Source organism: Faecalibacterium sp. i21-0019-B1 (assembly GCF_042852915.1).
Classification (GTDB): Bacteria; Bacillota; Clostridia; order Oscillospirales; family Ruminococcaceae; genus Faecalibacterium; species Faecalibacterium taiwanense.
This window is the reverse complement of sequence record NZ_AP031425.1, coordinates 1,052,916-1,066,412: the sequence shown is the minus strand read 5'-3', so window position 1 is coordinate 1,066,412 and position 13,497 is coordinate 1,052,916. Positions and strand designations below refer to the sequence as shown.

The following is a 13,497-nucleotide window of genomic DNA, read 5'->3' as shown; positions in this document are numbered from 1 at the left end:
AAAGGAATCTGCCAGAATGGAAAACAGGGCTTGACAATACGCATGGCATGGGATATAAAAAAAGAGAGAGTTTTGTACAGTCCGGGGCCGCGCAGCATCTGCGGGTGCATCCGTCACGGCAGCCGCACGCACGGCACCGGTGTACAGGACAGGCAAAACAACTGCAAAAAGGAGACCACAGGAATGGATACTTTTGAAAAAATCCGTGCATTGCTGGCGGAGCAGCTGGATGTTGACCCGGCAAAGATCACGATGGATAGTGACATCATGAGCGATTTTGAGGCCGACAGTCTGGATATCGTGGATATGGTGATGACGCTGGAGGATGAGTTTGGCATTGAGGTGCCGGACGATGCCATCGAGTCCCTGCGCACCGTGGGCGATGTGGTAAACTTTGTGGACAGCCACGCGCAGAACTGATTCAGTCAAAAAGCCCTGCCTTCTGGTGCGGCACCCGGCCGCACTGCATGGACGGGGCTTTTAATATGGTTCGTGCGGAACGCAAGCCGTTTGGCGCACGGCCTTAGGAGGAAAAAGCAAAAATGGCAAAAGATTCAAAGAAGCTCGTACAGGCGATCACCAGCCAGGAAGAGAACTTCGCACAGTGGTACACCGATATCTGCGTGAAGGCAGAGCTGGTGGAGTACTCCAGTGTGAAGGGTTTCATCATCCTGCGCCCCTACGGTCAGGCCATCTGGGAGCTGATCCAGAAGGACATGGATGCCCGCTTCAAGGCCACCGGCCATGAGAACGTGGCAATGCCCGTGCTGATCCCGGAAAGCCTGCTGCAGAAGGAGGGCGAACTGGTCAATGGCTTCGCGCCGGAGGTGGCGTGGGTCACGATGGGCGGTTCCGACAAGCTGGAAGAGCGTCTGGCCGTGCGTCCTACCAGCGAGACCATGTTCTGCGACCACTGGTCCCGCGTGCTGCACAGCTACCGTGAGCTTCCCATGAAGTACAACCAGTGGTGCAGCGTTGTCCGCTGGGAAAAGACCACCCGCCCCTTCCTGCGCAGCCGCGAGTTCTGGTGGCAGGAAGGCCACACCATCCACGAGACTGCCGCCGAGGCTGAGGCTGAGACCCAGCAGCAGCTGAACTGCTACGCAGATGTCTGCGAGCAGGATCTGGCCATCCCCGTGGTGAAGGGCCGCAAGACCGACAAGGAAAAGTTTGCCGGTGCCGAGGCCACCTATACCATCGAGGCCATGATGAAGGACGGCAAGGCCCTGCAGAGCGGCACCAGCCACTACTTTGGCGATAAGTTCAGCAAGGCTTATGACGTGACCTTTACCGGCCGCGACAACCAGCTGCATCATCCGTTCCAGACCAGCTGGGGCGTTTCCACCCGTCTGGTGGGCGCTATCATCATGACCCACGGCGACGACGACGGCCTGATCCTGCCCCCGGCAGTGGCCCCCATTCAGGTGGTCGTAGTGCCCATCGCAGCCCACAAGCCCGGCGTTTCCGAGAAGGCTGCCGAGCTGGCCGAGAAGATCAGCAAGTATGCCCGCGTGAAGCTGGATGACAGCGACAACGCACCGGGCTGGAAGTTCTCCCAGTGGGAGATGAAGGGCGTGCCTCTGCGTCTGGAGATCGGCCCCAAGGATCTGGAAAAGAACCAGTGCGTGCTGGTGCGCCGCGATACCCGCGAAAAAGTCTTCGTCTCTCTGGACGAGCTGGAGACTGCGATCCCCGCACAGCTGGAGGCCCTGCGCAAGGACCTGTACGAGCGTGCTCTTGCCAACCGCGAGAAGCGCACCTGGGCTGCCACCACCATGGACGAGGTGAAGGAGCTGGCCAAGGCAAACACCGGCTACATCAAGACCATGTGGTGCGGCGACCTTGCCTGCGAGATGAAGATGAAGGAAGAAGTCGGCCTGTCCAGCCGCTGCATGCCGTTTGAGCAGGAACACCTGAGCGATGTATGCCCCTGCTGCGGCAAGCCCGCCAAGACCATGGTCTACTGGGGCGTGGCGTACTAAGCTTTCCTTTTACTGACAATACAAGAAAAAACGGAACACTTCGGTGCTCCGTTTTTTCTTGTATTTTGACAATTTTTGTGTTATTATGAATTTGTCGCTTTCAGGCGGCAAGGCACTGCATACAACGGCAGGCGGTTCGGCCCCACTTCCGAAAGGAGGTGAAGCTCATGCCAATTACTTTGACATTCCATATCTTCGGATTAGTATTTACTATCAAGGTAAAAAGCGAGAACCGCCACCCTGGCCGGTGACGGTTCTTAGTTTTTAAGACTGTTCATCAAAAAGGCTGACCGCTTGTCGCAGTGCCTTCTCTGTTTACAGTATACTCATTTTCAAAGGTTCTGTCAAGTGCACGCAGCTTCGTTTCTGCGTGCTTTTTTATCGTTCAAACGTGGTGCTCAGGGTGGTCTCCCAGCTTTCACCCGGGGCAAGGCAGGCGGCAGCGGCACGCTGGCTCCACTGCTGCGGGTCAGTCTCGGCGGCGGGCAGGCTGTGCCACGGCTCAATGCACACAAACCGCACCGGCTTTGCAGGGGCCGACCAGATGAGCGCGTAGGGGTAGCCTTCCACATTGCAGGTGATCTTGCGGCCGGTGCCCTTCTCATAGATGCCAATGGTCTTGGTGCGCAGGCCCGCCATGCAGAAGCTGTCGTTTGCGAACAGATCATCTGTCAGCTGGATGGCCTGCTGGTTTTTCCACTGATAATAGCACTTGCCAGACAGCAGGCCGTTCGGACGGGCATCCAGAATGACCGGGCTTTCCGGCTGGTCGAACCGGAACTCGTAATCCGTGGTGGTGTGCTGTGCATCAAAGGGGATGTTGAACGCCGGGTGATAGCCGATGCCAAAGCGCAGCTCTTCGGTGCCGGGGTTGCGCACCGTCAGCGTATGGTGCACGGTCTTGCCGTCCAGACGGAAGGTGCTGGTGAGCACAAAATCAAAGGGGAAGCGTTCGGCTTTGATGGCGTCATCCGAGCGCAGCTCCAACTGGATGGTATCGCCCTCGGCCTTGAGCAGGGTGTGCTCCATGTCGCGGGCAAAGCCGTGCTGACCGCCCTTGTACGTTTTGCCGTCCACCTCAAAGGTACCGCCGGGCAGCTTGCCCGTCCACGGGAACAGAATGGGAGCGTGGCGCTTCCACACAGCCGGGTCGGCCTGCCAGAGCAGCTCTTCCCCCGCCGCATTTTTCAGGCTGACTGCTTCGGCACCGTGGGTATCCACAGTCAAGGTCAAAAATTCGTTGTGAATGGTTGCCTGCATTGCTGTATTCTCCTTTATGCTTCTTATCATAGACTGCCCGAACGGCAGGTGCGCCCACTCCGTCCTGCTTCCGCTCGCCAGTCCATCCAGCGTGAGAAGCCCTCGCACTTCCCGTAGTGGTGCATCGTCGATTCTAATTGCAGCCCACACTTTAGACCATGGCTTCGCGTCATCCTGCCGGAGTGGGCGCACCCGCCTAACTGCTTCCAGTATACACTCCTCTGCTGCAAAAGAAAAGCCCCATTCACGCGCGGCGGCGTGGCCGAATACGCTGTGAGAGAAGCGATACCACTTTTACAGCAAAGGAGCATCCGCCTATGAAAAACACCGGCATTCTACGCATTCAGGCTTTCGGTGCCCGTCAGTCCTCGCCCATCGAGGGTGTTCTCGTCACCGTGTCCGGCAACGGCTTTACCGCTCAGCGTATCACCGACGAGACCGGCACCGCTGCCGACCTTTCCATTGAAGCCCCCTCCTGTGCGCTGTCCCTGCAGGAGGACAACACCATCCGGCCCTATGCCGTTGTGGACCTGACTGCCGCAAAGGCAGGCTTCCGCACCGTGCGCATTCAGGGTGTGCAGATCTTTGCCGGGCAGGTCACACTGGCCCAGCCGGAGATGATCCCTGAGACCGAAGAGGATCGCGACGTGGTAAACCCGCCCATAGTCATCCCGGAGCATTCACTGTTCACCGGCGATGGCGGCAGCGGCCCGGACCCCATGGAGAACTGCGTGCCCCGGGTGCTGGACAGAGTCATCATTCCCAAAAACATCACGGTGCATCTGGGCAAGCCTGCGGCATCCGCCCGCAATGTGACTGTCTCCTTCCGGGATTATATCGCCAATGTTGCATCCAGCGAAGTCTACCCTACCTGGGCTGACGAAAATAACCCAACGGGGCCATTAAACTGCTCTACCCCTTAGAAATTCCATTCAATCGTGATTTTTTGCTCTCCGGTGAGTGGGTCTTTCGTTCCGACAACGACACGATGAACCAGCAGTACAGCAAGTTCACGGGTCAGATGGGAAACCCGTGCCAGTTCCCGTACACGCTGCATCTGCGTCTGAACCACACTGGTTTCTTCCTGCTGTTGTTCCAATTCCGCTTCCAAAATATTGATTCGCGTTTCTGCGTTTTTTACATCTTCCAGAAAAGTCTGGTTCATTTCAGAAAACTGGACAATATCGATCAGACCAGACACCTTATCCAGATACAGTTCCTGCATAGCTTTGCGCCGCCGGTCTACTTCGCTTTTCAACCGTTTCAGCTCGTCACGCTTTGCATGCTCTCGCTGCTGGATTGGGTCATCCTGTTCTGGAAGGGTAACTTTTTCAGGGTCAAAATAATCTGCCACATACGCCCGGATACGTTCCAGCACAGCATTCTCCAATGCGTTCATATCTGTACAGGTCTTGTTGCCACACACTTCCGGTGCGCGCTGGTGCATCCGGCAGCGAACATAACGTCTTTGAGTCCCATCCGCCTTTGGCTGATGGCCAGTTTGTTCCATGTAGCTGCCGCAGCATCCGCAAACCACTTTTTTCGCCAGCGGGTGAATCGTTCCTTTTCCACCACTCCGGGTACGTTCTTTCAGCATCATCTGAACTGTTTCAAACGTCCCCCGGTCAATGATGGCTTCATGGGTGTTTTCTACAACGATCCACTGCGACTGGGGAAGCCAAATCGTCTTTTCGGACTTATAGCTCACCTTTTTATGCCGCCCCTGCACCATATCTCCGACATAAAGCTGATTGTGCAGCATCTGGTATACCGTGGGGCTACTCCAAAGGTCTGCATTGGGATTTTTCGCTGCAATATGGTAATGGATGCCATGCTGCTGTTTATAAGCAGTTGGGCTTGGAACTTTCTCATCATTCAGAATCCGTGCAATCTTATGCGCACCGATTCCACTAAGAGCCATAGAGAAAATCCGCCTTACCACTTCGGCAGCTTCCGGATCGATGATAAGTTTTCCTTTTGCATTCGGGTCTTTGCAATACCCATACCGCGCAAAAGAGCCGATGAACAAACCCTCTTTCCTCTTGTGGTCAAGCACCGAGCGGACATTGGTAGACAAGTCTTCCAGATACCACTCGTTGATCAGGCCATTGATCTGACGAGATTTTTTATTCGCAGTATCGTTTGTGTCCACATGGTCAACGACAGCAATGAACCGAATGCCCCACTCAATAAATTTTCCGTGCAGGTATTTTTCCACGAGCTCCATATCGCGGGTGAAACGGGATTGCGTCTTGGCCAGCACCACATCGAATTTATGTTCGCTTGCGGCTTGTATCATCGAATTGAAAGCCGGACGGTTCCGGTCGATGCCGGAATAATCCTCATCCGAATAAATCTGGTAAATATCAAATCCTTTTTCAATGGCGTACTGGATCAGCATCGATTTCTGGTTCTGAATACTTTCCGATTCGCCAATTTTATATTCATCTTCTTTGCTCAGGCGGCAATAAATTGCTGCTTTCATGATTTGCACCTTTCTTTTTGTGCACAATCGTCCATGCGCAACATACTGCATTCTCCCCTCAAATTCAAGGATGCCAAATCAGGCGCAGGATTTTGAAGGAGCGGTATCGGACAGCTCATCGACGATATATCGTTCATATTTCTTTTGGAAATGTTCTTTGCGCTGTTCGTTGTTGTCCGAACAAAATTTTTCGTGCAGAATAAAAGGAGTTTTTTCCATCGAATCCCCCTTTTCGGTTCACTTGATTGTGATATGTGTCACTTCAGTCTATTTCCAGTCGGCGAAATTCAGAACTTTTCAACCAGTCAATATGTATCAAGAGGCACCCACAGCTTGCAGGTGCCTCTTGACAGAGAAAATATGTTTTAGAACTTCATCGGCAAGGCGTCCTTGCGGCCTTTGCCGTTGTAAGCCATCTGCTAAGAATAGACAGATTATTACGTATATGGCTTATAAACTAAAAAAGCCTCCGAGGACAACTCCCAAATGGGAAGAGTCCTCGGAGGTATTCGTTTAGCGGGTGTTCTGCTGTCTGCGAGCGTCCTTCCGCACAGCTTTCTGTCCGCATCAAAGATATTTTCGGATGGTCGGAACAAGGATATTCCGATTGATTAACTTTGCGATACTGTTCATGTTGTAGTTGGTTCATTGCAGTTTCAGCTTACAACAAAAAATGAGATAGGCAACCCCTTTGGGGGAAGTCTATCTCATTTTTTCGTTGGGGCTATTTTGCAACAGCCCCCCTTTATAACAACCCTGCCTTACAGTTTGGGAGAAACGCTTAGTGCTTCAGTTCCAGCAGCGCATCGCCCTGCTTTACGGTGCCACTGGCTTTAGCCGCGACAGCGGCATAGTCATCAGTATTGCAGACAATGAGCGGCGTGGTCACGGGATAGCCTTCGGCCTTAATGGCTTCCAGTTCAAAGCGGATCAACGGCTGACCTTTCTTCACCTTGTCACCCTCGTTGACGAGGTAGGTAAAGTGCTTGCCACCCAGCTTGACCGTATCGATGCCGATGTGCATCAGCAGTTCGGCACCGTCAGTCGTGGTCATGCCCACGGCATGGTGGGTCTCAAAGGTGGAGGAGATCTCACCGTCAGCAGGTGCCACCAGTTCACCATCGGTGGGCTCAATGGCAATGCCGTCCCCCAGTGCACCGCTGGCAAAGGCTTCATCTTTCACATCGGCCAGCGGCACTACAGTGCCGTTCAGGCAGGCAGACAGCACGGTATCCTTTGCGGCTGCTGCCGGGGCTGCGGGAGCCGCCGCCGGGGCGGGGGCTGCGGTCGCCGCCGGGGTCTTAGGTGCATTTTCCAGATAGTCTTCCAGCTTTGCCTTGATGACGGCCACCTTGGGGCCGTATACCACCTGCACACCGTTGCCCTTGCAGATCACGCCGGAGGCACCGGAGGCTTTGAGCACATCCTGCCGGACCAGCGCAGCGTCCTTGACGGTGCAGCGCAGGCGGGTGGCGCAGCAGTCCACGTCGGACAGATTAGCGGCACCGCCCAGACCTTCTACGATCAGGGCGCTGACCGGATCATCCCCTGCGGGGGCGGTGCTGCCGGAAGCGGCGCTGCGGGCGTTCACGTCCGCACGGGTGTACAGCTTGACTTCCTCGGCATCGTCGCGGCCCGGGGTCTTGTAGTCAAACTTGGAGATCATGAAGCGGAAAATGATGTAGTACAGTACAAAGTACACCGCACCGACCACGACCACCCACATCCAGTGGGTCTTGGCGTTGCCCTGCATCACACCGAACAGCACCAGGTCGATGAGACCGCCGGAGAAGGTCATGCCCACGCCCACATTCAGAATGTGCATCAGCATGAAGGACAGACCGGCCAGCACGCAGTGCACCGCGTACATGGGCAGTGCCACAAAGATAAAGGTAAATTCCAGCGGCTCGGTGATGCCGGTGAGGAAAGCCGTCAACGCAGCAGACAGCAGCAGGCCGCCTGCCACCTTTTTCTTTTCCGGCTTGGCGCACTGGTACATCGCCAGCGCCGCGCCGGGCAGACCGAACATCATAAAGGGGAACTTACCGGCCATGAAACGGGTAGCGCTGACCGAGAACACAGTGGTGGACTTGGAAGCCAGCTCGGCAAAGAAGATGTTCTGTGCGCCGGTCACGGTGACGCCATCGATGATGGCGGTGCCGCCCACAGCGGTCTGCCAGAACGGCATATAGAACACATGATGCAGCCCAAAGGGAATCAGCGCACGCTCCAGCAGGCCGTAAATAAAGGTGCCTGCGTAGCCGGAAGCCAGCACCAGTGCACCCAGCGCGGCAATACCGCTCTGCACCACCGGCCAGATGTAGAACATGGCAATGCCGACCACCAGATACACGATGGAGCTGACGATGGGCACAAAGCGGGTGCCGCCGAAGAAGGCCAGCACCTGCGGCAGCTCGATCTTATAGAACTTGTTGTGCAGCGCCGCCACGCCCAGACCGACCACGATGCCGCCGAACACACCCATTTGCAGGGTTGTGATACCCAGCATGGTGGTGGTGGAGTTGGCGGGCATTGCTTCTACGCCGCCTGCCGCATTGATCATGGCTTGAATGGCTGTATTCATAATGATATAGGCCACTGCACCGGACAGGGCGGCCACCTCTTTTTCCTTGCGGGCCATACCGATGGCCACGCCCATGGCGAACAGCAGCGCCAGATTGTTGAACACGGCGCTGCCGGTCTGGCTCATCACGTCCAGAATGGTGTAGATCAGGGTACCGGGGTGGATGACGCTGTTCAGGCCATAGGCCGCCAGCATGGTTTCGTTGGTGAACGAGCTGCCGATACCCAGCAGCAGGCCCGCTACAGGCAGCAGTGCAATGGGCAGCATAAAGCTGCGTCCCACGCGCTGCAGCACGCCAAAGATCTTGTCTTTCATCTTCAGTTCTCCTTTTCTCAAGTTCGTATCCAGCATATATATCCACACAGGAAAGACCTGTGGAGAATCAAAGGTGGAGCAAGAAAGTTTACTTCCCCATCCGAATCCGTTTCAGATGGATCGTAAGGAACACCAGTTCCTCGTCCGAAAGCTCCTTGTGCCAGGTGTTGCGGACATACTCCGCAATGCAGCAGGCGCATTTGTAGTGTTCGCTGCAATTGCGGGCAATCAGGGCGCGGAACACTTCGTCGTGGGTATCGTTTTCCTGCTCCTGTTTTCCTTGAAATACGCGTTGCGCAAAAAAGCGCAAATGTACTGTAAAGCGGCTGAAATCCAGTGCATCCCGGTCAAAATGGCAGTTGTAAAAGTATTCCACCACCTGCACGCAGCCATCCACAAAGCGAGTGACATCGTTCACCACGCTCATGGTGGTGTTGAGCTCTGCGTTGACGATGTGCAGCGCAATGAAGCCGCCCTCGTCGTCCGAAAGGTCTGCATGGCAGCGCTGGCGGATGGTGGCAAGGCACTCCATACCAAGGCGATACTCTTCCGGGTAGAATTCCCGAATGGGAGCCATCAGCGGGTTGGAAAAGCGAATCCCCTGCTCGCTGCGCTGGATGGCAAAACTGATGTGGTCGGCCAGCGTGATGAGCAGGCTTTCGTTCAGCGGGTAGTTCACCCGGCTGCGGATCATTGCCACCAGCTCATCGGTGAGCAGCAGATGCTCATACGGGATCTGTTCCAGAAGTTCCACCAACTTCTGCTGCACGGCAGGGCTGGTCATGCGGTAGCTGCGCTCCACGGTTTCAGCCTCAATTTTATAGCCCGGCTTAACGCCAAAGCCCAAACCGCGCCCGGTGACGATCAGCTCACAGCCCGTGGGGTCCACCACGCGCAGAATGTTGTTGTTGATCGGTTTTTTGACGGTATATTGCATTGTTTCTCCTCCTCAAGTTGAAAAAAGCAATAAAAAAAGACCATCCTCGACACAGCAAACATACCGAAGGCTGAAACACGCTTTCGGCTTGTGCTATGCAGAGTTGGTCTAGCCCGCCAAACGGTAACAATCCAACGACGCTGCTCACGTACAATTTTCTTTTTTGTAAGGCACGAACAAATTAAGCACTTGAATGGAAATTTATTCTATGCTTGATTACAATACCATATTCTTTGCGGAGTGTCAAGATGGGAACGGGTTTCTTTTTCACTTTATCAATTTTGCCCAAACTCAGGTGATTTTCTACAGCAAATTGACAAGTAAGAATATTCCTTTTTTGCTTTATATGTGCAGTTGTTTTCAATCGAGATCATTGCGGAGAAAGCTGTGCTCCATCTCGTAACCCATCACCTTCACAAAAGACGGTCAAGAATTGCTGCCCTATATACAAAAAAGCCGCCGAGGACATCTTCCCAAAATGGGAAGAGTCCTCGACGGTATTCGCTTATCGGGTATGCTGCGGTCTGAGAACGTCCTTCTGTACAGCTCTCTATCCGCATCAACGATATTTTCGGATGGGCGGTAACAAAAATATTCAGATTGATCAGCTTTGCGATAAAGGGATGCTATTTTGCAACAGCCCCAAAATCATCTTTTTCTTAATTACAGCTGGCCCATAGCATGCTTTGCGGCCAGCATGCCGAAGGTGTAGCAGCGGCCCAGGGACAGGCCGGTCTGGTGGAACGGATAGTCCGCGCCGCCGTAGAACACGCCGCCCACGTTGCCCACGCAGTACAGGCCCTCGATGACCTTGCCGTCAGCGTCCAGAGCCTGGCCGTTGGCGTTGGTGTTCACGCCGCTGTCGATGGAGGACACGCGGATGTGCTTGCGCACGCCCCAGAAGGGAGCCTTCTCGATCTTGTGCATGTAGGCGCTCTTCTTGCCGAAGTCCGCATCGGTCCCCTGATCGCATAGCTCGTTGTAGCGGTCAATGGTCTTTTGCAGCTCATCGGCGGGCACGTCCAGCAGAGCAGCCAGCTCCTCGATGGTGTCGGCCTTATAGGTGTCGATCAGGTTGGTGAACACGCCCTGCGGGTTCTCCACGGCACCGGGGATGTACTTGGTCATCACCTGCTCCGGCACGGGGCTGTTGGCGTAGCTCATGTAGTCGCTGTCGTAGACCTGGCAGTACCAGCCCAGAGAGCCGTCCGGGTGGTTGGCATCCACGTTGGCACCGTTGTAGCGGGGCAGATACTTGGTGATGTTGCCCATGTAGACAAAGCCGGTGTCCTCGTTGCAGAAGCGCTTGCCCTCCATGTTGACGTACAGGAACGGCTCCTCGTACATCAGGCCGGAGTCGAAGTCGTGCATCATCTTGGTGTGGCCCAGGTTCTCCATCTTGGCGCCTGCGTCGATGGCCATGATGTGACCGTCGCCAGTCTTCTGGTACTGCTTCTTGTCGTAGCCGTCCACGTCCGGGCACCAGCGCTTGACCATGGCCTCGTTGTTCATGTAGTCGCCGGTGGCCAGGATAACGCCCTTGGAGGCGTTGAACTGGATGTACTTGCCGCTCTCATCCTTGGCGATGACGCCGGTCACCTTGCCGTCGGCGTGCACCAGCTTGACGGCGGGGGTGTTGAAGAAGGTCTCCAGATTGGAGTTCTTGGCCTGCACATTCTCCAGCACGGTGGCCAGCACGTCGCCCACGTTCTTGGGCTTGGGGCCGATCCACGGTGCAAAGAAGTAGCAGTGCTCATCGCCGAAGTCGTAGGTGTCCATGCGGTCCTTCCACACACCGGTCAGGTCCTGGCTGGTGCACATGTAGGCAAAGATCTCCTTCTCGTCGTTGTGCAGCAGGCTGGAGGGATCCTTCACGCTGTCCACAAGGCTGCCGTCGCCGTACTCGGTCTGGTCGGTCAGACCGGCGCGGTTCAGATACCACATCAGGGCCTCTTCGGAGTTCTCGACGTAGGCGTTCAGCAGGCTGGTGTCGGCGCGCCAGTCGCACAGGCCGTTGGTCATGTGCACCCACATCTTCTTGCCGGCCTCGGTGGACTTGGACTTGATGATGGCGGAGCCGCAGTTGCCCTGGCTCACCACGATGCTCTGCTTCTGCAGCAGGGCCACATGGCCGCCCAGCTCGGCTGCCCAGCCTGCTGCGGGCACACCGGCTGCACCGGCACCCACAACGACCACGTCAAAGTCCTTGGTCTCGTCCGGGGTGATGTCGCCCAGCTCCACCACAGAGGACTCCACTTCCTCGGTGGTCAGGCCGTCGGGCACCACGGTCTCGGCCTTGCTGGCCTCGGTGGGGGCCACGGCCACGCCCTTGGCCTGGTTGATGCAGCTCTCGGCAGCCTTCTTGATGGCACCGGAGGTGATGGTGGCACCGGAATGGCCGTCCACCTCGCTGGACTGTGCTTCCAGGATCTTCTTCACCATCTCGTCGGCGATGTCGGCACCGTAGCCCTTGGTCTCGTTTGCCACGTCGATCTGCACGTCAGTGATGGCATCGGCGCTGAAGGTCATGGTCACAGTGACAGGCGTTGTGGTGTTGATGCCGGTAGCAGTGGCGCTGTAGGTGCCTGCGGTATAGGTACCGGCAGCAGTGCTGGCAGCGGTGCTGCCAGAAGCTGCGCTGTTGCCGCAGCCGGCCAGCAGGCCTGCGGCAGCTGCACCCAAGGTAGCAGTGCGCAGGAAGTTGCGACGGGAAATCTTTTCGCTCATAATCGTTCTCCTTGCCTTTTCTTCGTGTGATCCGTGTTTGGCAGCAAAGTCCTCAGACTTTGTTACTGGATAAACAAAGCTTACACGTTAGAGCAGCGCGAAGGTCAAGGGCTGTTTTGACAAAAATATCACAAGAATTTGTCTGATCTAACAAATTCTCGTGATATTGCAATTTTATGTATATATTTTTGTCCGCGTCAGATGGTAATTCACGATGCTCCCATCGGGCTGCTCCCGGCTAGCAGCGATGCTGCTGAAGGTCTCGCCCACCGCACGGAACCCGCGCTGCACGATCTCCGCATGCAGGTCGTCCAGTGAGTCCCACCCAAAGGACCCGCGATAATCCTTTTTCCAAATGGTAGTCAGATAGTCTCCGCCGCACACCACCTCCACATGCTTTGTGCGCTTCAGCCCCAGCCTGCGAGCGGCATCGGCCTCAATCATAAGGCCGTAGTCGTACTCGTTGCGTCCCACCCGAAACTGCTCCATCACCCGCCGGGGCAGGCGGCTCACCCAGCGGGTCGCAGGCATACATTCCAGCCATTCAGCCTTTTCCTGCTGCAATTCTTTATCCCGGTCTGCTGCTTCTTCCTGTGAGAAGGTCAGTCGCCACATTTCCGGGAAATTCTGCACCCAGATGCGCCCGGCATTCTGTTCCAGTGTACGGTACTGCTCCCGCTTGTGTTCCAAAAAACGGATGGCCAGTTCGTCCAGCACCTGCCTGCGCCGCAGCTGGGCGATCTGATGGTTGAACATGGCGTCGCTCTGCTCCACCGTGGGTGCGCCGATCAGCTCCCGGCATTCTTCCAGCGAGAGCTCTGCCGCCCGCAGTTCCCTGCACAGGTTGAACCGCCGGGTATCAGTGACTGTATAGTAACGATAGCCGGTATCCTCGTTGACCTCGGGGTGGATCAGGCCCATTTTTTCATAGTAGCGCAAAGTATGGGTTGTGACACCAAGCAGAGATGCCATCTCACTGATGGTATAGCGCATAACAGTAAGCTCCTTTCCGGGCAGCAGAACCTTAGAGCTGCTCGAATGTTATTTTTCTATCCATCCTTATTATATCGTATCCGCGCACCGTTTCAAGTAAAAAAACTTTGCCGTTCTCTGCCGGAAAATACCGGGCAGCAAAAACAGGGCGTTGGCTTGGATGCCGTGACCGGCAGAGAGTAGGACTGAGTTTTAACAGAATAAATCCAACATC

General features: G+C 55.6%; 9 protein-coding genes. 3 read left to right on the top strand and 6 right to left on the bottom strand.

Annotated features, from left to right (window positions below; all coding sequences use genetic code 11):
* Nucleotides 1-183: 183 nt before the first annotated feature.
* Together acpP and proS are read left to right on the top strand one after the other, a co-directional pair.
* Nucleotides 184-420 (top strand): acyl carrier protein, encoded by a 237-nt coding sequence (gene acpP / locus ACGHP1_RS05255; protein ID WP_044953468.1) that lies wholly within the window; start codon nucleotides 184-186, stop codon nucleotides 418-420.
* Nucleotides 421-542: 122 nt separating this feature from the next.
* Nucleotides 543-1,982 carry a proline--tRNA ligase gene (gene proS, locus ACGHP1_RS05250; RefSeq protein ID WP_005939895.1) on the top strand — a complete coding sequence of 480 codons (1,440 nt, stop codon included), beginning with the start codon at nucleotides 543-545 and terminating at the stop codon, nucleotides 1,980-1,982.
* A 378-nt stretch (nucleotides 1,983-2,360) separates the two neighbouring features.
* On the opposite strand, the gene ACGHP1_RS05245 is transcribed toward proS, so the two are convergent.
* On the bottom strand, nucleotides 2,361-3,242 hold the full coding sequence (locus tag ACGHP1_RS05245; protein ID WP_097774777.1) for an aldose 1-epimerase family protein: 882 nt from the start codon (nucleotides 3,240-3,242) through the stop codon (nucleotides 2,361-2,363).
* Between the two features lie 317 nt (nucleotides 3,243-3,559).
* Here ACGHP1_RS05245 and ACGHP1_RS05240 point away from each other — a divergent pair, with 317 nt between their 5' ends.
* Nucleotides 3,560-4,165, top strand: coding sequence for a hypothetical protein (locus ACGHP1_RS05240; protein ID WP_390508195.1), 606 nt, complete (start codon nucleotides 3,560-3,562; stop codon nucleotides 4,163-4,165).
* Here ACGHP1_RS05240 and ACGHP1_RS05235 read toward each other — a convergent pair.
* The 5 genes from ACGHP1_RS05235 to ACGHP1_RS05215 form a co-directional block, all read right to left on the bottom strand.
* On the bottom strand, nucleotides 4,162-5,727 hold the full coding sequence (locus tag ACGHP1_RS05235) for a recombinase family protein (protein ID WP_390508192.1): 1,566 nt from the start codon (nucleotides 5,725-5,727) through the stop codon (nucleotides 4,162-4,164). The two genes, ACGHP1_RS05240 and ACGHP1_RS05235, sit on opposite strands and share 4 nt — an antisense overlap.
* Nucleotides 5,728-6,508: 781 nt before the next feature.
* Complete coding sequence (locus ACGHP1_RS05230) at nucleotides 6,509-8,626, bottom strand: glucose PTS transporter subunit IIA (protein WP_390508190.1); 2,118 nt, start codon at nucleotides 8,624-8,626, stop codon at nucleotides 6,509-6,511.
* An 88-nt stretch (nucleotides 8,627-8,714) separates the two neighbouring features.
* Nucleotides 8,715-9,563, bottom strand: coding sequence for a PRD domain-containing protein (locus ACGHP1_RS05225; protein WP_120121159.1), 849 nt, complete (start codon nucleotides 9,561-9,563; stop codon nucleotides 8,715-8,717).
* A gap of 663 nt (nucleotides 9,564-10,226) precedes the next feature.
* A complete protein-coding gene (locus ACGHP1_RS05220; RefSeq protein WP_390508187.1) occupies nucleotides 10,227-12,290 on the bottom strand; it encodes an FAD-binding protein in 2,064 nt (687 codons plus the stop codon).
* Nucleotides 12,291-12,464: 174 nt separating this feature from the next.
* Nucleotides 12,465-13,283: a MerR family transcriptional regulator gene (locus ACGHP1_RS05215; protein WP_120079433.1), complete on the bottom strand. Its 819-nt coding sequence runs from the start codon at nucleotides 13,281-13,283 to the stop codon at nucleotides 12,465-12,467.
* Nucleotides 13,284-13,497: the final 214 nt, after the last annotated feature.

Bases quoted from the DNA above. Each gene is read 5' to 3' on its own strand.
- acpP (WP_044953468.1), top strand. From the start codon at position 184: ATGGATACTTTTGAAAAAATCCGTGCATTGCTGGCGGAGCAGCTGGAT.
- proS (WP_005939895.1), top strand. From the start codon at position 543: ATGGCAAAAGATTCAAAGAAGCTCGTACAGGCGATCACCAGCCAGGAA.
- ACGHP1_RS05245 (WP_097774777.1), bottom strand. From the start codon at position 3,242: ATGCAGGCAACCATTCACAACGAATTTTTGACCTTGACTGTGGATACC.
- ACGHP1_RS05240 (WP_390508195.1), top strand. From the start codon at position 3,560: ATGAAAAACACCGGCATTCTACGCATTCAGGCTTTCGGTGCCCGTCAG.
- ACGHP1_RS05235 (WP_390508192.1), bottom strand. From the start codon at position 5,727: ATGAAAGCAGCAATTTATTGCCGCCTGAGCAAAGAAGATGAATATAAA.
- ACGHP1_RS05230 (WP_390508190.1), bottom strand. From the start codon at position 8,626: ATGAAAGACAAGATCTTTGGCGTGCTGCAGCGCGTGGGACGCAGCTTT.
- ACGHP1_RS05225 (WP_120121159.1), bottom strand. From the start codon at position 9,563: ATGCAATATACCGTCAAAAAACCGATCAACAACAACATTCTGCGCGTG.
- ACGHP1_RS05220 (WP_390508187.1), bottom strand. From the start codon at position 12,290: ATGAGCGAAAAGATTTCCCGTCGCAACTTCCTGCGCACTGCTACCTTG.
- ACGHP1_RS05215 (WP_120079433.1), bottom strand. From the start codon at position 13,283: ATGCGCTATACCATCAGTGAGATGGCATCTCTGCTTGGTGTCACAACC.